General features: G+C 69.8%; 18 protein-coding genes. 9 read left to right on the plus strand and 9 right to left on the minus strand.

Features of this window, described 5'->3' with window-relative positions; genetic code table 11:
• Positions 1-138: 138 nt before the first annotated feature.
• The gene (locus KHU32_RS10675; protein WP_249680950.1) at positions 139-1,638 is read left to right on the plus strand and encodes an ABC transporter substrate-binding protein; all 1,500 of its coding nucleotides are present in this window, start codon (positions 139-141) and stop codon (positions 1,636-1,638) included.
• Positions 1,635-2,849: an aminotransferase class III-fold pyridoxal phosphate-dependent enzyme gene (locus tag KHU32_RS10680; RefSeq protein WP_249680951.1), complete on the plus strand. Its 1,215-nt coding sequence runs from the start codon at positions 1,635-1,637 to the stop codon at positions 2,847-2,849. The genes KHU32_RS10675 and KHU32_RS10680 overlap by 4 nt, the downstream gene beginning before the upstream one ends.
• Positions 2,850-2,894: 45 nt before the next feature.
• Here KHU32_RS10680 and KHU32_RS10685 read toward each other — a convergent pair whose 3' ends face one another.
• Genes KHU32_RS10685 through glsA form a run of 5 tightly spaced genes read right to left on the minus strand, consistent with a single transcriptional unit; the run spans position 2,895 to position 8,196 of the window.
• Entirely contained in the window at positions 2,895-3,959 is a 1,065-nt protein-coding gene (locus KHU32_RS10685; protein WP_213670087.1) for a lipid A deacylase LpxR family protein, read from the minus strand.
• 17 nt (positions 3,960-3,976) lie between these two features.
• Entirely contained in the window at positions 3,977-4,492 is a 516-nt protein-coding gene (locus KHU32_RS10690; RefSeq protein ID WP_213670088.1) for a DUF1269 domain-containing protein, read from the minus strand.
• A gap of 53 nt (positions 4,493-4,545) precedes the next feature.
• Positions 4,546-5,532, minus strand: a complete 987-nt coding sequence (locus tag KHU32_RS10695) for an asparaginase (protein WP_213670089.1) — start codon at positions 5,530-5,532, stop codon at positions 4,546-4,548.
• On the minus strand, positions 5,529-7,178 hold the full coding sequence (locus tag KHU32_RS10700; RefSeq protein WP_249680952.1) for an MFS transporter: 1,650 nt from the start codon (positions 7,176-7,178) through the stop codon (positions 5,529-5,531). The genes KHU32_RS10695 and KHU32_RS10700 overlap by 4 nt, the downstream gene beginning before the upstream one ends.
• Before the next feature lie 13 nt (positions 7,179-7,191).
• On the minus strand, positions 7,192-8,196 hold the full coding sequence (gene glsA, locus KHU32_RS10705; RefSeq protein WP_213670090.1) for a glutaminase A: 1,005 nt from the start codon (positions 8,194-8,196) through the stop codon (positions 7,192-7,194).
• Between the two features lie 268 nt (positions 8,197-8,464).
• Here glsA and KHU32_RS10710 point away from each other — a divergent pair, with 268 nt between their 5' ends.
• The 5 genes from KHU32_RS10710 to KHU32_RS10730 all read left to right on the plus strand — a co-directional run bounded on the left by KHU32_RS10710 (position 8,465) and on the right by KHU32_RS10730 (position 13,561).
• Positions 8,465-9,547 carry a helix-turn-helix domain-containing protein gene (locus KHU32_RS10710; protein WP_213670091.1) on the plus strand — a complete coding sequence of 361 codons (1,083 nt, stop codon included), beginning with the start codon at positions 8,465-8,467 and terminating at the stop codon, positions 9,545-9,547.
• Between the two features lie 166 nt (positions 9,548-9,713).
• Positions 9,714-10,136, plus strand: a complete 423-nt coding sequence (locus KHU32_RS10715) for a Rap1a/Tai family immunity protein (RefSeq protein ID WP_213670092.1) — start codon at positions 9,714-9,716, stop codon at positions 10,134-10,136.
• A 17-nt stretch (positions 10,137-10,153) separates the two neighbouring features.
• Positions 10,154-10,441 (plus strand): glycine zipper domain-containing protein, encoded by a 288-nt coding sequence (locus KHU32_RS10720; protein ID WP_213670093.1) that lies wholly within the window; start codon positions 10,154-10,156, stop codon positions 10,439-10,441.
• Positions 10,442-10,446: 5 nt separating this feature from the next.
• A complete protein-coding gene (locus tag KHU32_RS10725; RefSeq protein ID WP_213670094.1) occupies positions 10,447-12,240 on the plus strand; it encodes a DcaP family trimeric outer membrane transporter in 1,794 nt (597 codons plus the stop codon).
• 112 nt (positions 12,241-12,352) lie between these two features.
• Positions 12,353-13,561, plus strand: coding sequence for a patatin-like phospholipase family protein (locus KHU32_RS10730; protein ID WP_213670095.1), 1,209 nt, complete (start codon positions 12,353-12,355; stop codon positions 13,559-13,561).
• A 115-nt stretch (positions 13,562-13,676) separates the two neighbouring features.
• Here KHU32_RS10730 and KHU32_RS10735 read toward each other — a convergent pair whose 3' ends face one another.
• The 4 genes from KHU32_RS10735 to KHU32_RS10750 form a co-directional block, all read right to left on the minus strand.
• The gene (locus KHU32_RS10735; RefSeq protein WP_213670096.1) at positions 13,677-14,978 is read right to left on the minus strand and encodes a citrate synthase; all 1,302 of its coding nucleotides are present in this window, start codon (positions 14,976-14,978) and stop codon (positions 13,677-13,679) included.
• A 137-nt stretch (positions 14,979-15,115) separates the two neighbouring features.
• Positions 15,116-15,679, minus strand: a complete 564-nt coding sequence (locus KHU32_RS10740) for a thermonuclease family protein (protein ID WP_213670097.1) — start codon at positions 15,677-15,679, stop codon at positions 15,116-15,118.
• A gap of 55 nt (positions 15,680-15,734) precedes the next feature.
• Entirely contained in the window at positions 15,735-16,946 is a 1,212-nt protein-coding gene (locus tag KHU32_RS10745; protein ID WP_213670098.1) for a CYTH and CHAD domain-containing protein, read from the minus strand.
• Positions 16,947-17,107: 161 nt separating this feature from the next.
• Positions 17,108-17,641 carry a SixA phosphatase family protein gene (locus tag KHU32_RS10750; RefSeq protein WP_213670099.1) on the minus strand — a complete coding sequence of 178 codons (534 nt, stop codon included), beginning with the start codon at positions 17,639-17,641 and terminating at the stop codon, positions 17,108-17,110.
• Positions 17,642-17,733: 92 nt separating this feature from the next.
• On the opposite strand from KHU32_RS10750, the gene KHU32_RS10755 reads away from it, so the two are divergent.
• Entirely contained in the window at positions 17,734-18,360 is a 627-nt protein-coding gene (locus KHU32_RS10755; RefSeq protein ID WP_213670100.1) for a DUF6134 family protein, read from the plus strand.
• Positions 18,361-18,465: 105 nt separating this feature from the next.
• Positions 18,466-19,464 (plus strand): Bug family tripartite tricarboxylate transporter substrate binding protein, encoded by a 999-nt coding sequence (locus KHU32_RS10760; protein WP_213670101.1) that lies wholly within the window; start codon positions 18,466-18,468, stop codon positions 19,462-19,464.
• Positions 19,465-19,618: the final 154 nt, after the last annotated feature.

Genomic DNA, 19,618 nt, shown 5'->3' on the forward strand with positions numbered 1-19,618 from the left:
CCTTGTCCTCCCTGGACGCATCTCTCTGAGATGAAATACCCTTCCGCTCAAAGCGAACAGGGACGGAAATCGATGAAAGTTGCAAAAGTCACCCGACGTGACGCCTTGCTCGCCTCGGGAGGGCTGGCGCTTCCATGGATGGCGCGTCCGGCCCGGGCGGCCGGGACGGCGAACGTGGTGCTGGAGAGCGAGGCCGTGATCCTCGATCCGCACGCCACCACCGCCGCCATCACCCGCACCTTCGCCTATCACGTCTTCGACACGCTCTTCGCCATGGACGGGCAGGGCATGATCCGGCCCCAGATGGTGGGCGCCTGGGAGACCAGCGCCGACGGTCTCGTCTGGAACTTCCACCTGCGGGACGGCCTGCGCTGGCATGACGGCGCGCCCGTCACCGCCGCCGACTGCGTCGCGAGCCTGGAGCGCTGGGCGCCGAAGGATGCGCAGGGCCGCATGCTATGGGCGGCGAAGGCGGAGCTGGTGGCGGTCGACGCGAAGTCCTTCCGCCTGACGCTGTCGCGACCCTTTCCGCTGGTGCTGGACGTCCTGGGCAAGCCCAACGCGCCGCTACCCGTCATGCTGCCCGAGCGCCTGGCGCAGATCCCGGTCGAGACCCGCATCCGCGAGATCATCGGCAGCGGTCCCTTCCGCTTCCGCGCGGCCGACTGGCGCCCCGGCAACTACATGGTCCTCGAGCGCTTCGAGGGCTACGTCCCGCGCGAGGAACCGAACGACTTCCTCGCCGGCGGCAAGCGCGTGCATCTCGACAGCGTCACCTTGCGCGTCATGCCGGACCAGGCCACGGGCGCGACGGCCTTGATGGTGGGCGAGGTCGACTACATGCAATATCTGCCCTTCGACCTGCTGCCGCGGCTGGAGCGCGCGCGTGGGGTGCGGCTGATGGGCCTCGGCGGCATCCACATGTTCCAGGGCAATTTCCGGCTGAATCATGCGGCCGCGCCGATGGACGATCCGGCCATCCGTCGCGTGCTCTGGCACTGCGTGGACCAGTCCTCCACCCTGACAGCCATCGGCGTGCCGGAGCGGTTCCGGGCACCGCCCTGTCCCTCCTTCTTCATGTGCGGCGGGCCATTGGATAGCCGCGCGGGCGCCGAGGCGATGGGCTTCGACGTGGAAGGCGCGAAGCGCATGCTCGCGCAGACGGCCTATAACGGGCAGCAGATCGTCTGCCTGACGGTTGCCGGCAGCATCAGCCAGACGGCGGCGCAGGTGATGATCCAGAACATGAAGCTCGCGGGCTTCAACGTCGAGGAGCAGCAGATGGACTGGGGCACGGTGCTGGCCCGCCGCGCGCGGCGCGAGGGCTGGCACATGTTCGGCGTCTATTCGAACGGCACCGATATGTTCTCGCCGCTCACGCATTTCTACGTGTCCAACACCTGCGCCGATTATCCGGGCTGGGACTGCGACCGCGGCGTGGAACGCCTGCTCGGCGAATTCGCCCTGGCCGCGACGCCCGAGGACCGCAAGCGCATCGCGGGCGAGATCCAGGCGGCCGAGGCGCTCAATGTGCCCAACGTGATGTGGGGGCAGTTCACCATTCCCGCGGGTTACCGCGACCGGCTGCGCGACGTGCCGCAGGCGGCCTATCCGATGTTCTGGGGAGTTCGGATTTGAGTCAGGATTCAGCGCTGCGGGCCCGTGCGGCTCGCGTCATCCCCGGCGGCATGTGGGGCCATCTCGACGCAAAGAAGCTGCCGGAAGGCTATCCGCAGTTCTTTGCGCGCGGTGAGGGCGGCCATGTCTGGGACGTGGATGGCCGCCGCTACGTCGACCTCATGTGCAGCTGGGGGCCCATCGTGCTCGGGCATCACGACCCGGCGGTGGATGCCGCCGCGCGCAAGCAGGCCGAGATGGGCGACTGCCTGAACGGCCCGGGCCCGGTGTTGGTGGAGCTCGCCGAACGGCTGGTGGACCGCATCCCCGCTGCCGACTGGGCGATGTTCCAGAAGAACGGCACCGACGCGACGACGGCCTGCGTCACCATCGCGCGCGCGGCCACCGGCCGCAGCACCATCCTGATGGCGCGCGGCTCCTATCACGGGGCGGCGCCCTGGTGCACGCCGGTTCCCGCGGGCACGACGGAGGCGGACCGGGCGCACCAGCTCCGCTTCGAATACAATGACGTGGCAAGCCTGGAGGCCGCCGCCGCTGCGGTCGGCGACGACTTGGCGGCGATCCTCGTGACCGGCTTCCGGCACGACAACATCGTGGATCAGGAGCTTCCGACGCCGGAATTCGCCCAGGCGGCCCGCGCGATCTGCGACCGCAAGGGCGCGGCGCTCATCGTGGATGACGTCCGCGCGGGCTTCCGCCTGCATGCCGGCGGCTCCTGGGAGACGGTGGGCGTGCGGCCGGACCTCTCGGCCTGGAGCAAGGCCATCGCCAACGGCCATACGCTCGCGGCCGTGACGGGGCGGGATTCGCTGCGCGACGCGGCGACGCGCATCTTCGTCACGGGATCCTTCTGGTGCTCCTCGGTCGCGATGGCGGCCGCGATCGCGACGCTCGAGGAGTTGGAGCGGCGCGATGTCGTCGGCCATATCGCCGCCCTGGGCCAGCGCCTACGCGACGGGCTCGCGGAGCGCGCGCGGGGCGCCAATGTCGGGTTGCGGCAATCGGGCCCGGTGAGCATGCCGCTCTTCCTCTTCGACGGCGATACGGATTTCGCGATCGGCCGCGCCTTCTGCCAGGCGACGCTGGAGGAGGGCGCCTTCCTGCATCCGCGGCACAACATGTTCCTGTGCGCGGCGCATACGGAGGCGGATATCGATGCGGTGCTCGCGGCCTCGGAGGCTGGCTTCGCGGCGATCAAGGGCCTGCGGTAAACGCCGCAGGCCGGGGTCGGGGAGGGGCGGTGCCCCTCCCGTCTGTCAGAACCGGAACGCCACGGCGACCGAGCCGTATTGCAGTCCGTTGCCCTGCGCCTCGAACTCGCGGCTGCGGATGGTGTAGGTGGCTGTGAGCCGCGTCCGCTGCCACATCAGCGCGAAGCCCAGGTTGACGTCCCCCACCATGGGGATGCGATCCACCCGCGGCCCGTCGCGCCAGGTATTGCCGTCGAGGAAGATGTTGCGCGCGACCGCGCGACCCTCGACGCCGGCGAAGATGTACCAGCCGAAGCCATCGCTCTCGGGCTGAAAGAAGGCGGAACCCGACTGTGCCGGGCGCGTGCGCGGCGGCCCGAAATCCGCATTCAGGTTGCTGCCGAGCCGTACCATCATGCCGGCACTGGCATAGGTGTAGACATTGCCGAGGCTCGCGGTGAGGTTCGGCACGAAGCCGTATTGCAGGCCGGAGATGCCTGTCTCGTAGTTCCAGCGCCATTGCCGCGCCAGGATGAGGTTGACGCCGAACTCGTCCTTCAGCTGGTGGTCCCAGCCATAGGCGCGGTCGATGTTCAGCAACCGATGGACGCCGTTCTGTGTCTCCCGGCCCAGCGCACCCGGGCCGACGATGCCCATCTGCAGCTCGATCGCGCCGTAGGAGGTCGCCGTGTAGGAGGCCAGCGAGATGGAGCCGAAGAGCCAGCCCGCATAGGGGCGGTCCTTCGGGTCCGGATTGCGGCGCAGCGTGTCCGACGGCGTGAAGATGTTCTGGCCGAGCGACAGGCCCCAGCGCGGCGTCCCGCCCTCGGGGAAGATCAGGCTCATCCGGCCGGTGACGGCCGAAAGCCAGCGCGGCGGATCATAGGAGGGCGAACGCCAGTCCAGCTGGAAGCCGCTGGTGTAGTTCTTGTCCGTACCGGCGAAGAGGTCGTTGTCGACCATCAGGGAGATGGTGCCCCGCGGGTCCGGCGTCCGGACCGCGGGGACAGGAGTGCCGCGGACCGGCGACAGCCCCGTCTGATCGGCTGCCAGACCTGTGGTCTGGGCAGCCGCCGGAAGGGCCAGCGTCGCTCCGAGGCAGGCGAGCGAGAAAACGGCGCCGAAGCGCATGCGAGGCACCCTTCCTGTCAGGTGGTGGGCGAGGCGGCCGCGGCCGCCTGGGCGCCGGCCAGGGCTTCGCGCAGGGATTCTTCCTTCGTCTCGTCGAAGGAGCTGCGCAGGATCGTGCCGCCCGTGCCGTGCAGCTCGGCCATCACCTTGTCCGTGGTCATCTTGCGGATCAGCAGGAAGAGCGCGGCGTGGCCGGAATCCAGCGTCTTCGCCGCGTCCTTCATGAACTGGTCGTTGATGCCGAGGTCGGTGAGCTTGCCGCCCAGCGCGCCCGAGGCCGCGCCGATCGCAGCGCCCACCAGCGGCATAAGCAGCACGAGGCCGATGAGCGAGCCCCAGAGGGCGCCCGAGGCCGCGCCGGCCGCGACCGGCTGGAAGAGCTGGTTGAGCTTCACCTGGCCATCGGGCTGCTTCACGGCGACGACGGCGTCACCCAGCTCGATCAGGTATTCGCGCTGGAGGCCAAGCAGCTTGGCGCGGACCTCCTCGGCCTGGGCTTCGGTGGGGAAGGCGATGACGAGCAGATCAGACATCTCGGAATTCCTTGTTTGTTGCGGGTCTTGCCCGCGGTCTCAACGCCCGGGGCCTATTGATAGTTCGCGAAGGCCGCGGCGGCGGTGCTCTGGCCGCCCCCTCCGCGCAGGATCAGGCCCAGCAGCAGCCGGGCCTTGAGGCCGGAGAGGATGCCGGCCGGGATCAGCCCCCGGCCCAGCAGGTCGATCTCCGATCCCGCATAGCCGTAGGTGCGCGTGAAGACCGGCCCGGCGGCAACGCGCGTCGCCAGGACGACCGGCATGCGCCTCCCCAGCTCGCCCAGATGCGGCGCGGCCTCGGCAGGGACATGGCCCGCGCCCATGCCTTCGATCACGGCGCCGGCGTAGCCGAGGCCCGGCAGGGCCGCGAGCAGCCGGCCGTCATCGCCCATGGTCCATTTCAGCAGGGCCACGGGGCGAGGCGGGCCGCCATAGCTCGGCACGGTCGGCATCCGCGGCACCCGTGCGTGGAAGCGCGGCCGGCCTTCCGCCACCAGACCGATGGGGGCCAGCGAAGGCGAGACGAAGGCGGAGGTGAGGGCGGTGTGCGCCTTCTGGACGAAGCGTGCCGCATGGATCTCGTCGTTCAGCACCACGAGCGTCCCGAGGCCCCGCGCCTCCGCCGAGGCTGCGACGCGCGCCGCGGCGAGGAGGTTGGCCGGCCCATCCGCGCCCGCCGTCTCCGGCCCGCGCATGGCGCCGGTGACGACGACCGGCTTGTCGTCGGCCACCAGCAGGTCGAGGAGGAAGGCGGATTCCTCGATCGTATCGGTGCCCTGGATCACCACGGCGCCGTCGATACCGGCCGCGAAGGCATCCTCGATGGCCTTGGCGACCTCGACCAGCTGACCGGGCTCCAGCGAGGGGCTTGGCAGCCGGTAGGGCGAATGGGCCTCGATCTCGGCGACATCCGCGAGTTCCGGAACCGAGGCCACGAGCTCGGCGGCGCCGAGCTTCGGCGTGATCCCGCCGCCCGCATCCGGCACCATGGTGATGGTGCCGCCGAGCGACAGGAAGAGGAGCCGGGGACGCTTCGTCACGCGGTTTCGCCCTCTTCCTCGCGCCGGACGGTCCTGCGCGGCGTCGGCCCGTCGGGGATCTCACCGGGGCGGTAGGCGGGCAGGCGGCTGGCCGGGATCATGGCCAGCGCGGCGAAGGCGGCCATGAGCAGCAGGCCGATCTTCAGCGCCCGCAGCCGCGCCTCGCTGTTCACGCGAACCGCTTCCGCGGCCTGGGCCGGGGTGGCGGAGGTGCGTGCCATGATGGTGGCCAGCTGGTCGTTGCTGACGAAGTTGATGCTGTCGAGATCGAGCTGCGACTGGAGCTCGACCGGGAGGTAGGTGTTCTCCGTGACGCGATACATGATGCCCGCGGAGAGCAGGCCCACCAGCAGCGCGCCGGCCACCGCCGTGCCGACGCCGGCGGCGAGGTTCTGCGTGGTGCCGCGCAGCGCGCCGACGTCGCCGGCGAGCTCCTTCGGCGCCGAGGTCACGAGCACGTTGAAGACGAGCGTCACCAGCGCGCCCTGGCCGATGCCGAAGGTGATCAGGCCGAGCATGACGGGAACCGCCGTCCAGTCGTTGCGCACCACCCAGGCGAGCCAGAGCAGACCGAGGATGCAGAGCGTGAATCCACCCTGCGCGATGCGCCGCGGCGTCACCTTGTCGTAGAGCTTCACCACCAGCATCGCCGTGAAGAAGACGGTGAGGTTGAAGGGCATCATCGCGATCGTGGTCTCGATCGGCGTGCGGCCCTGCACGATCTGGATGTAGAGGGGCACGGTGAAGTTCAGCATGGCCTCGAGGCCGACCACGGTGAACATGGCGTAGACCGCTGCGCGCTCCTGGCCCGAGGAGATGATGCTGAGGTCCAGCAGCGGCGTGCCGCCGCGCGCCTGAACACGCTTCGACCAGGCGATGAAGATCTGCAGCAGGATGATGCCGGCGACGATCATGATCGGCGCGGGCGACATGCCCAGGATGTCGAAGGGCGCGGCGGGGCTGGCGACGCCGAGGCCCCAGCGGTTGAGGTTGTTGAAGCCGAAGACGATCATGATGATCGAGGCCGCGGCGAGGACCACGCCCACCGCGTCGATCTTGACCTCGGGGCGTGCGGCCTGGGGCTTCAGCCTGAAGCTCAGGAAGAACACGATCACCGACAGGGCCACGAGGATGCCGAAGACGGGCCGCCAGCCGATGAAGGTGCCGAGAAGGCCGCCGATCAGGAAGGCCGAGACGCCGGCCGCGGCGCGGGCCGAGCCCAGCGCGCCCACGGCGGTTGCCTGCTGCTGGCCGTGGTAGTGATGGGCGATCAGCGCCACCAGGGCCGGCACGATCACCGCGGCCGCGAGGCCCGCGAGGAGCTGCGCCGTCAGCATGAAGATCGCAGTCGGCGCGATCACCATCAGTACCTGGGCGATGGCGAAGAGGCCGATCACCACGCGGAAGACCTGGGTGGAGCCGAAGCGCTGCACCAGCTTGCCGCCCAGCATGACGAAGCCCGCGACGGCGAGCGAATACATGACGATGCCGGTCGCGATGGTCGTCGGCGGCACGCCGAAGCTGGCCACCATGCCGGAAAGCGAGACGGGCAGGGCGGCGACGTTGAAGGACATCAGCACCTGGGCGAGGGCGATGGCGATCATGGGGATCCAGGATTCCCGGACCTCGGAGGCAGTCGTGCTCATGGGGTGGGTTTCCTCACTGTTCTGGTTGGGAGGCGAAGAGATTGAGGCCGAGCCGCTCCGACAGGAACTTCGTGACCAGCTGGCCGCGCACGCTGTTGCCCGCGCCGTCCAGAGGCGGCGAGAAGGTGCCGAGGCCCCCCTTGCCGGGCGCGATGGTGACGAGGCCGCCGGCCACGCCGCTCTTGCCCGGCAGGCCCACCTCGTAGAGCCAGTCGCCCGACTGCTCGTAGAGGCCCGCGGTCGCCATCACGGCCAGCACCCGGGCGCAGCGGTCGGCATCCATCACGCGCTCGCGGGTGACGGGGTTCACGCCGCCATCGGCCAGCGTCGCGCCCATCACCGCCATGTCACGCGCCGTCACGTTCAGCGCGCATTGCTTCGTGTAGATGTCTGTCGCCTCGTCGGGGTCCGAATACAGCCGGCCGTAGCCGAGCAGCAGGCGCGCGATGCCCTGGTTGCGCTGGTTGGTCGCGGCCTCGGAGGCATAGACCTCCTCGTCCAGCTGCAACTCCCGGCCGGCGAAGCGCGAGAGGCCCTCGCGGATGAACTTCCACTTCTCCTCGGCATTGGCGCCGGGGGCGAGGCTCGTGGTCGCGATGGCGCCGGCATTCACCATGGGGTTCACGGTGCGGTCGGCATTGAGTTCGATGGCCATGACGGAGTTGAAGGCGAGGCCCGACGCATTCACGCCGACCTTCTCGCGCGTCTGGCCGCCGCCCAGCGCCTGGCAGACCAGCGCGAAGACGAAGGGCTTGGACATGCTCTGGATGGAAAAGGGGCGCTCGGCATCGCCGACGGAGAAGAGCGCGCCGTCCACGCCGGCCACGCAGATGCCGAAGAGATCGGGCGAGGCCTGGGCGAGGGCGGGGATATAATCCGCTACCTTGCCTTCGGAGATGGGGCCGTAGCGGCGATGGGCCTCCTCGACCAGGGAAGTCACGGTCGCCGGGTCAGGCATCCGCCCGGTGGAAACGGTTCCCGACCGGGCTGTGTCGTCGAGGTGGAGCCTGTAGTCCATTGATTGAAAGCCCTTCTTCCCTGGGTTTCCCCTGACGGCAGCATTCACGCACGCGGAATGCCGCGCGGGAGGCGGTATTCCGGCGTCGTGGCGATGACCTTTAGGCTAGGCATTTGCGGGAGGGGGCAGATGGGCCGACAATCCGACGAGTATCCCTTGCGTCCCGATATTCTTCCGCTTCCGGTCAAACCGCTGGCCGGAGGGGCGCTCAAGGCATGATTATATTGTCGTTGAAACACCGTTTCGAACGGGAAGGGCGACCCTGGGGATGCGTGAGGCGGAGGCCCATCTGGAAGACGACATCTCGCCACCGGTTGGCCGCAGCCGCGGGCCGCTGGCGCCGCTGGTTTTCTCGACGACGGAGCTTCCGCCCGAAGATCAGTTCGAGGCCTGGCGCGACCATTGCCGCTCGGTGATCGAGATGACCGAGGCCCTCGGCCCTGGGGCAGGGTTCGAGGCGCGCTTCCGGATGTGGAGCTTCGGCCACTTCGCGCTGGCCGTCATCGAGGCGCCGCCCTGCCGCTTCCAGCGGACGCGCAGCCAGATCCGCCGGGACTCGTTGGATCTCTGGCAGATTCATGTCCCGCGCACGGGCTCGCTGCGGCTGCGGACCGAGGCCGCGCAGATCGCGGTGCCGACCGGCCATCCGCATATCCTTTCCCTCGACCGGGCCTTCGACGGCGACCGGACGGGGGGCGAATGGCTCTGGCTCTTCGTGTCGCGCGACGCCTTTCCCGGCCTTGGCCCGACCATCGACGCCTGCCGCGACACGCCGCTGGGATCGGCCATGGGCCGCCTCCTCGGCAACTACATCGAGAGCCTGGCAGATAGCCTGGAGACCATGACGGAGGCCGAGCTGCCGCGCGCCGCGGAGGCGACCCGGGCGTTGCTCTCGGCCTGCATCGCGCCGTCCTCGCCGCTCAACCTGGACGCCGATGCCCATGTGGAGCGCGCGCGGCTCGGCCGCATCCGGCAGACCATCCGCCAGAACCTGCGGTCGACCCGGCTGGGCCCGGAGCGCCTGTGCAAGCTGGCCGGCGTGTCGCGGTCCCAGCTCTACCGGCTGTTCGAGCCCTTCGGCGGCGTCGCGCGCTATATCCAGAGCGAGCGGCTGCGTCAGGCACACCAGGCGCTATCGGATCCTTCGAACACCCGCGACATCATCAAGGTGGCCGAGGATTTCGGCTTCTTCGATCCCTCTGCCTTCAGTCGGGCCTTCCGCCGCGAGTTCGACTATTCGCCGACCCAGCTTCGCCAGGCCGCGCAAAGCGGCTGGGTGGCCGCGCCCATCCGCAAGCGCGCCGGCCCCGCCGGTGGCCACGACTTCGCGAGCGCTCTTCGCCTGATCTGATCCGCGATTGGGACGCAGGGAACGGGCAAGGCACTGCCGGACTATGGATGTGGCATTCCCCTCGACCTAGCGTTGACCTTGCGATGAGGCGGTTCCGAACGCCCGCCCACGCACCGGATCCGGCCCGCGACGTTGCGATAGGCCGGCGGGGAGAGGAGTCCTGCTCATGCGCTTCGTCACGACCCTGGCAGGCAGCCTCGCGCTGCTGGCCGTCACCATCGGGGGGGCGCCGGCCCAGACGGGTGCCGCCGCGCCGGCTCCGACCGGTCCGGTCACCACCGGCAACCTCGCCACGCTCTGCGCCGCGTCGCTGAACGAGGAAGTCGGGCACGCCTCGCAGGCCTTCTGCCGCGGCTTCATCGTCGGCGTCGGCCAGTACCACACCGAGATCTCGCGCCCCGGTGGCCGCCCCGCGATCTTCTGCCTGCCCACGCCCGCGCCGACGCTCGAGGCCGCGCAGGCCTCCTTCGTTGCCTGGTCGGGCGCCAATCCGCAACATGCCAGCGAGCTCGCCGTCGACGGTCTGCTCCGCTGGGCCGCCGCCACCTATCCCTGCCCGACCGCGCCCGCGCGCGGTGCGCGGCGCTGATCCGGGAGGAACACGACATGCGCAAGACGCTCATCCTTCCGGCCGCCCTCATCCTGGGCCTCGGCGCCTGCGCCGATGAGACCCTGAACGTGCCCCTCAGCCCGACGACCCAGCGTGTGGGCGGCGGTGCGGCGGCGGGCGCGCTGACCGGCCTCGCCATCGGCTCCTTCTCGGGCAATGCGGGCCTGGGCGCGCTGATCGGCGCCGGCGTGGGCGCGGGCGGCGGCTTCGCCTACGACCAGCACCGGCGCAGCCGCCAGCGTGCGTTCAATGACGGCGTCGCGGCGGGCCGCGCGTCGCAATGAAGCGCGTGATCGCTGCATCGCCGGGGGAGGGCGATGCAGCGGAACGGCCGGTGGCGGGCATCACGGCAGGGGCCCGCAAGAGGCTCGCCGTTCCGCTGGCCACCGCCCTCGGCCTGGCCGCCACCATGGCGCCGGCCCTCGCCCAGGGAACCGGCGACGCCGCGACGATCGCCGAGCTGCGCCGCCAGCTGAATGACATGCAGCGCCAGCTGTCGCGCTTCGAGGCCATGCAGGCCCGGCTGGATCAGCTGGAGGCCCGGGTGGCACGCCAGCCGGCCGCAAGGGCCCCGGCCGTGGCGCCCGTGCCGGTCCCGCAGTCGCGCTCCGCCACCCGCAACGATGTCCGGGCCGCGCAGGAAGCCGCCCGTGAGGCCCGGGCGGCCGCCGACGAGGCCCAGGCCGTCTCGCGCGGCTTCGCCCAGGCTACCGCTGCCCTGCCTGCCGCCACGGCCGCTGCCGCGCTGTCCGAACGGACCGTGGCGGGCCTCGAGCCGCCCGAGCCCATGGGCCGTTCCTTCGAGGACGCGCTGCGTGCGGACCTGCCCGGCGTCGCCTTCCGCGTGCCGGGCACGGACACCCAGGTCCGCCTCTACGGCTTCGCCAAGGTGACCGGCCATCTCGACCTCAACGGCCGCAACCAGAGCGATGCGCCGCTGCCCGGCGGCATCCCGCTGCGCGGCAGCCCGGCCGACCAGCAGGGCGGCGAGTTCACGGCCTCCGCCCGGTTCAGCCGCTTCGGCGTCGACACGCGGACCCTGACGAGCTGGGGCACCCTCGAGACACGCATCGAGGGCGATTTCGGCGGCGGCACCTCCGCCAACGCGACCTTCCGGCTGCGTCAGGCCTGGGCCGAACTCGGCACGGAACGCTTCGCGGTCCTGGCCGGTCAGGCCAACAGCCTCTGGAACGAGGGTCTCTTCGAGACCATCATCGACGCGACGAACCTCAACCAGTCCTTTATCCGGCAGGCGCAGATTCGCGTGACGGCACGGCTGGGCAAGGGCCTGACCGGGCAATTCTCCATCGAGGCGCCGGAGACGCAGTACACGGCGGCGGCGGGCGTCTTCAATCCGTCCAGCACGCTGGATGGCGGCGCGAGCCCGGCCTTCAACGTCATGCCCGACTTCCTGGCGCGCCTGACCTATCGCTCCAACGGCATCGAGCTCGGCGCGCGCGGCATGGTGCGCCAGCTGCAGATCCGCCCGGCCGGCACCGCCGCCGGCGCGCCCTCGGGCGCCACCTCGACGACCGGTTGGGGCCTGGCGGCACATGCCCGGTTGCCGATGCGCCTGATCTCCGAGAGCTTCGGTCCAGACGAGCTGGTGGGGATGGCCTATTATGGCGAGGGCATCGGCCGCTACTTCGCGGGCAGCACCAACGGGCAGGACGCGCTGTCGAATATCGGCATGGCCAATGTCCAGGGCCGCGTCAGCCTCGACGCTACCCCGGCCTGGGGCGCGACGCTGGCCTATCGCCGCTTCTGGAACACGCAGTTCCGCAGCAACTTCGCCTATTCCTACGCACGGCAGGACTTCCCGAGCTACGCGCTCGACTTCACGCCGGGCTCGGCCGCGGCGCTCTCGCTGAACCGCGAGGTCCAGCAGGGCTTCGCGAATCTGATCTGGAGCCCCTTCGCGGAGGTCCGGAACGGGGTGTTCGGCAGCGGCTGGCTCGATGTGGGGCTGGAATACCTCTATACGCGACGTGATATCGCGGGCGGAGCAGCGGCGGCGGGTGCGGGCAAGTCCGGATACGGCGTCGCCAATCGCTTCCTCTTCGGCGCCGTGGCGCGATTCTGAGTTGGCGGCCGGCCGCCTGGCGCGGCCGGCTGAGACCGGGATCGGGAATGTCACGACAAAAGGCCGTGACGACAGCCCGTCCCTGCAATACGGACGGCCCGGGATGGTATCGATGAAGCAGTTTTCCGGGTCTGTGCGGGTTTTCACGGCGTTCCTTGCCCTTGGCCTTCTGGCGGGCTGCGGCAGCATTCTGCGCAAACCCCCGCCACCGGCGGAGGCCGCCGAGGAACTGGCCGTCCTCGGCATCCCGAATGCCCGGTTCTGGATCGACGGCCAGCCGGATGCGCTGATCGCCGAGGGCCGCAGCATGGTGGTGCGCGACGTAGCCACGCGGCCAGCCGGCACGCCGCGTCCGCCCACGACATTCCTGGCGATCTCGGGCGGCGCCGATAACGGGGCCTTCGGTGCCGGGCTCCTCACGGGTTGGACAGCCCAGGGGAATCGCCCGGTCTTCAATGTCGTGACGGGCATCTCGGCCGGCGCGCTGATCGCGCCCTTCGCCTTCCTCGGCTCGGACTACGACCCGCAGCTGCGCGAGGTCTTCACCCAGGTCGCGCCGCGGGACGTACTGCTGCTGCCGCGCCAGGTCTTCGCGGTCTTCCCGCTGCTCTTCGGCGAGGCGCTCGCCGATACCTCGCCGCTGGCCCGCCTCATTAACCGCCACGCCAACCAGGAGATGCTGGACGCCATCGCGCGCGAGTACATGCGTGGTCGGTTGCTGCTGGTTGGCACCACCAACCTCGACCTGCAGCGCCCGGTGGTGTGGAACATCGGCGCCATCGCGGCCAGCGGCCATCCGGAGGCGCTGCAGCTGTTCCGCAGCATCCTGCTGGCCTCGGCTTCCATCCCCGGGGCCTTCCCGCCCGTCCTGGTGCCCGTCGATTATGACGGGCGTAGCTTCGAGGAGATGCATGTGGATGGCGGTGCGGCCATGCAGGTCTTCCTCTACCCGCCCTCGCTGCCGCTGCGCGAACGCGTGGGCGAGCGCGAGCGCACGGCCTATGTGATCCGCAACGGCCGCATCAATGTGGAGGCGAGCGCCACCTCGCGAGGCGTCTTCAGCATCGCCCGGCGCTCGGCCGCAACGCTGCTTCATTTCAGCGGCATCAGCGACATCAACCGCATCTATCTCACCACGCAGCGCGATGGCGTGGCCTTCCGGCTGGCCTTCATCGGGTCGGAGTTCCAGGCCGATCGCCGCGAGCCCTTCGATCCTCCCTTCATGCAGGCGCTGTTCGACTACGGCTACGCGCTGGCCAGCCAGCCCTGGCACACGGTGCCTCCTGGCGTGAGCTCCACGCAGGCGCCGGCCGCTCGCTGAGACGCGGCGCCGGTCTCCGGCAGGCGAGGGCGCGACAGGCCTTCCGGACGATCCCAATAAAAAACCCGGCCTCCCTGAGGGAGGCCGGGCCTGAAGCCTTACAGGGCGTCGCGGCTCAGCCGCGGGTCTTGATCGCCTGGTAGTCGCGGGTGTCGGCGCCCGTGTAGATCTGGCGGGGACGGCCGATGCGCTGGCTCGGATCCTCGATCATCTCCTTCCACTGGCTCACCCAGCCGACGGTGCGGGCGACGGCGAAGATGACGGTGAACATCGAGGTCGGGATGCCCATCGCCTTGAGGATGATGCCCGAATAGAAATCGACGTTCGGGTAGAGCTTGCGCGAGATGAAGTACTCGTCGGTCAGCGCGATGCGCTCCATCTCCATCGCCATGTCGAGGAGCGGCTCGTCCTTGATGCCGAGCTCGGCGAGGACCTCGTGGCAGGTCTCCTTCATGATCTTCGCGCGCGGGTCGAAGTTCTTGTAGACCCGGTGCCCGAAGCCCATGAGCTTCACGCCGCTGTTCTTGTCCTTCACCTGCTCGATGAAGGCCGGGATCTTATCCTTGGTGCCGATCTCGCCGAGCATCTTCAGCACGGCCTCGTTAGCGCCGCCATGCGCGGGGCCCCACAGCGCCGCGATGCCGGCGGCGATACAGGCGAAGGGATTGGCGCCCGTTGAGCCCGCGAGGCGGACGGTCGAGGTCGAGGCGTTCTGCTCGTGGTCGGCGTGCAGGATCAGGATGAGATCCATGGCGCGCGCCAGGACGGGCGAGACCTCGTAGGGCTCGGCCGGAACCGAGTTCAGCATGTAGAGGAAGTTCGCCGCGTAGCTCAGGTCGTTGCGCGGGTACACGAAGGGCTGGCCGAGCGCGTACTTGTAGGCCATCGCCGCGATGGTCGGCACCTTGGCGATCAGGCGGAAGGCCGCGACCTCGCGCTGGCGCTCGTCGTTGATGTCGAGGTTGTCATGGTAGAAGGCGGCCATCGCGCCGACCACGCCGCACATGATCGCCATCGGATGGGCGTCGCGGCGGAAGCCGTCGTAGAAGCGGCGGAGCTGCTCGTGAACCATCGTGTGGTTCGTGACCGCCTTGCGGTACTCCTCGAGCTGCTTCGCCGTCGGCAGCTCGCCGTGCATCAGCAGGTAGCAGACCTCGATGAAGTCGCTCTTCTCGGCCAGCTGCTCGATGGGATAGCCGCGGTAGAGCAGTACGCCCTCGTCGCCGTCGATGTAGGTGATCTTGCTCTCGCAGCTGGCGGTTTCGCCATAGCCGGGATCGTAGGTGAAGATTCCGAGCTGCGAATAGAGCTTGCGGATATCGGCGACCTGCGGCCCCAGCGTGCCGCCGAGCAACGGCATCGAAGCACTGGCATTACTGTCGTCGAGCGTGATGGTAATCGAGCCGTTCTTGCTCATGTCAGCAGCCTTCCTCACTCACTGTTTCGTGCGCCTGATTGGCTCGGGCGCCCATGCTGCAATGCAAGATAGGCGCAATGACAGCCTTGTCTATCGGGGCGATCGCAGAAGCCTTGGTCAACCAGGTGAAATCGTTGTCAGTAGCCGCGGCGCCAATGCGCCGGCGGTTCGAAGCCGCCGACCCAGAGGCCGCGCTGCGCCGAACGGGCCGCGGCCTCGACCGGGACCAAAGCGGGCAGGGAACCGCCATCGGCCAGCGCCCAACCGGAAGCGACCAGGGAGGTGTTCAGCTCGACGTCGCCGGCCTGGCAGACGCCCAGCGCGCGGCCGAACCGGTCCCGTCCCTGGACGCGGCAGTCGACGCCGCGGTCGCCGACCAGGCGGGCGAGCTCAGCCGCCGCGGCGGTGCCGCAGTCGTAGAGCGCGCCCTGCTCATTGGTGCAGAACTGACCCCGCTCGGGCGCTTCTACGCCATAGAGGCGCAGCGTGCGGTCGCCGAGGCGGATGGTGTCGCCATCGACAATGCGGATCTGTGCGGCCGGCGAGGACCATTCCTGGTTGCGCGGGGCGGAGCCCATCAGCTGCGTGGGAAGCGCGAAAACGACCAGCGAAACGCCCAGGATGGCACTGGTCGTGACGGCCAGCGCACGCCCCCAGCGTTGCGGCGTGCGGGCGGTCTGGAAGAGGCGGCGGCGGCGCATGACGCACTGGTTAACCCAGGGGGAAGCCGACTGGCAACCCGGTTATTTCCGGATGTTACGTGTCGGCCGCAGCGGGCTGCTTCCAGAACGGTCCAACTTTTTTCAGGGCTTTCCAGGCGATGATCGAGGCAATGCGGCTGCCTTCCGCGCGGCCGGCGGCAAAGCCCGTCACGGTTCCTATGGCGAAGCCGCCGGCCCCACGCCCGGTCAGGCGCGCGGCCAGCTGGCGCGCCACCGTCGCGTCGTTGGCGAGGCCCAGCGCCTCCTGCAACTCGGCGAGGCGCTTCGTGAAGCGCTTCGAGGCACGGCCGGGCCAGAGGGGGGAGAAGGGCTCGGCCGCATAGCGCAGCCGCTTGGCGTCGAGCCGCATGTCATGCAGGGCCGTCGCGTCGAGATCGTTCATGGCTTGCCCCGCGCGCTTGAGGCGGCGCCAGCGCTTGCGCAGCAGCTCTGCGGCGAAGGGAGCCAGTGGCTGCTCCGCCACCAGGGTCGGGCGGACGAGGGCGAGTTGCAGCCCAAGCCAGATGGTGCGCCGGAAGCCGTCGCTGGCGAGCAGGTGGCCGAGCGCCTCATAGGCCGCATCGCGCTCGCGCGACGCGGCGGCCATCAGGCGCTTCAGGCGGATGTCGCCATCCAGCGCGACTACCGTCCCGGCGCCGATCCCGCCGAGGAAGACGTCCCAGTCCCGGGCCGAGCCCAGCGCGCGGGCCAGGTCGCCGAGCTGCGCGTCCCAGGCACGCCAGTCCGGGCCGTCCACGGCGGGGCGGAACAGCTTCAGGATCGAGCGCAGGCGGCGGATCGCGACGCGCGACTGGTGGACGCCGCGCGGGCCGAGCTCGAGCCGGCACTGGGGCGTCTCGCAGAGCAGCACGTCCTGCAGATGGGCCAGTGCCGCGAGGAAAGCGGGTTCGACGGCCACGGCGCCGGCCATGCTCGGCGGGCCGGAGCGGCGGGGGCGGAGAGGCCGGCCCTCGGCCAGGGAAAGCGCTTCCTCGGCCAGCGAGGCGAAGGCGGGCAGCAGGGGCAGGGAGCGCGCGAGCTCCGCGGCGAGGCGAAGGATCTCCGGCGCCTCGCCTTCCAGGATCAGGCGGCCGACGCGGCGGCGCAGGCCGGCGGCCTCGATGCGGCCCTCCACCCAGGTCACCCCTTCGGCCAGCACGGCGCGACGGCCGACGAAGCGCGCGATGGGCAGCGCGGCGAGGTCGGGCTCGGCGGGCTCGGCCGCGGGCCAGGTGCCGGGCCAGCAGAGCTCGCCCTCGGGCGGCATGGGCTGGACGGTTTCCCAGATGCGGCGGCGGCGCTGCAGTAAGGGTGCGCCTTCGGCTTCGGCCCTGAACCAGGTCAGGGTCTCCGCCTGCCAGCTCGGCTTGGCTGCCAGCAATGGATGAGACGGCAGGCGTGGGGGCGTGCCGAGGGCAAGTTCGAGAATCAGGCGGCCACCTCCGGCAGGTCCCGCGGCGCCAAAAAGCGCACGAGCCTGCCGCTGCCTTCGGTGAGCTGCGACCAGGCGGCCGCCACCGTGAATTCGGCCAGTGCGCCGGTCGGATATCCTTCCGCCAGGCGGCGGGCATGGGGGCTGCCCGTCGTGACGCCGGCAGGGCCCATCAGCGCGAGGCCGAGCTCATGCATGCCGGGATTATGGCCGACGAGCAGGACGGAACGCGCCGTTTCCGGCACGTGCTGCAGCGCTTCCAGCAGGCGCGGCCAGGGCGCGAGGTAGAGGGCGTCCATCACCTCGACGATCGGGCTGCCCTCGATGGGCTGCAGGGCCTCCAGCGTCTGAAGGGTTCGGCGGGAGGAGGAGACGAGCACGACATCCGGCACGAGGCCGAGCTCGCGCATCTGTTCCGCCATCACGGCCGCGGCCATCCGGCCACGGGCATTGAGGGGCCGCGAATGGTCGGACAGGCTTGGATCGTCCCAGGAGGACTTGGCGTGACGAAGCAGCAGGAGCTGGCGCATGGCGGAATCCATCATGGCATGCCTTGGGCGATCTGTCCTGTCCCTGCAGGTGACAGGTTGCGGGATGAGCCGGCTGCCCCGATCTTGCTGCCATGACCACCGTTTCGCCGGCCATTTCGCGCCGTCTCCTTCCCCTGCTGGTCGCGACGCCCGCCTTCGCCCAGCCCTTGCCCACCCCCCGGGACTACCGCTGGCGCGTGACGCGCAACGGGACCGCCATCGGGTATCACCATGTCGGCTTCTCGCGCCGCGGCGACGATCTCGTGACTTCGTCCGAGGTGGTGGTGACGCCGCGCGTCCTCGGCGTCGTCGTCTATCGCTTCGAGCATCGCTACACCGAGGTGACCCGGGGCAGCCAGTTCGTCTCCGTCTCCTCGCGGCAGAACCGCAACGGCCGGATCGTCGAGGTGGAGGCCGAGCGGACACCCCGCGGCGTCGCCATCCACGGAAGCGAGGGGGAGCGGCTTCTGCCTCCCGATGCCGCGCCTTTGTCCTGGTGGCAGCCGCAGCGCTTCGGCGGCGCCGTCCCGGTCTTCGGAACGACGACGGGCAAGCTGATGGAGCTGCGCTGGACGCGCGAGGCGCTCGGTGCCGGCGGCTCGCGGTGGCATGTCACGGGCGAGGTGGAGGCCACGCTCGACTTCGCGGCGGACGGCCGATGGACGGCCTATCAGGTCAAGGGCGACGACGGCAGCATGGTCGTCTACGAGGCGGAGTAGCGCGCGTCTGGGCAAGTTTCCTTGATGGCAGGGCTGGCCGGGGGCGGATTTCATGCCAACCTCCATGCCTCAGGCAAAAGACCTGCAACGAGGGAACTCCAAGACATGACCCCGCCTCTTCGGCGTCGCCTGCTGCTGGGCAGCCTCTCGGCCCCCCTGCTGGCCGCGCCCGCCTTGGCCCAGGGCTGGCAGCCCTCCCGCCCCGTGCGGATCATCGTTCCCATCGCGCCCGGCGGTGCCACTGACCTCATGGCCCGCATGATCGGCGAGCGCCTTTCCCCTGTCCTCGGGCAACCGGTGGTCGTCGAGAACCGGCCCGGCGCCGGCGGCAATATCGGCGCGCAGGCGGCGCTCCAGGCGGAGAAGGACGGGCTGACCTGGCTCTTCACCGCGGCCAATGTGCTGACCGCCAACACGGCGCTCTATGGCAGCCGCATGCCCTTCGTACCGCTGCGGGACTTCGCGCCGGTCTCGCGGGTGGGCGTGGGCACGCTTCTCTGGGTGGTGAATTCCCAGCGGCCCTGGCGGACATTCCAGGAGCAGATCGACTTCGCGAGGCAGAATCCCGGTCGCGTCACCATGGGCAGCAGCGGCACCGGCACCAGCGCTCATCTCTTCTTCGAGAAGGTGAAGCGCGAGACGGGCGCCGATATTGTCCACGTTCCGTATCGAGGCGGCGGGCCTGCCATCCAGGATCTGGTCGCCGGCAATATCGACATGATGTTCGACGTCATTCCCGTGCTCCTGCCGCATGTGCGGGAGGGGCGGTTCCGTGCCCTGGCGGCGGGTTCGGCGAAGCGCATCGACTATGTGCCGGAACTCACGAGCGTGCCCGGGATGGATGAGCTGCTGCCGGGCAGGGGCGTGGACGCGCTGAACTGGTGGTCCATCGTCTGCGCGACGGGCACGCCCGAGGCGGCGATCGCCGGGATGCATGCCGCGCTTCGGCGCGTCCTGACGCAGGAGGAGGTGCGGCGGCGCCTGCTCGACCTCACCATCCTGCCGACGGTGGACGAGACGCCCGAGGCCTTCGGTGCCTTCTGGCGCGCCCAGGTGCCGATCTGGCAGCAGCTGGTCGAGGTATCGGGCGCGACCGCGGAATAGTGATTCGTCACGAAGACCCGCCATCCTGACGGCGGCGGGTCGGAGGGGCGAAGGTGCCGCTATCTGCGAGCCGATCGATCTGCGATTGCTTGCCGAAGCGTCATCCTCGTGCCCGGAGCTTCGTTTTCCCCCCTTTCGCCGGCTGGCCTGCCCG

This window comes from Roseococcus pinisoli, assembly GCF_018413645.1.
Lineage (GTDB): Bacteria > Pseudomonadota > Alphaproteobacteria > Acetobacterales > Acetobacteraceae > Roseococcus > Roseococcus pinisoli.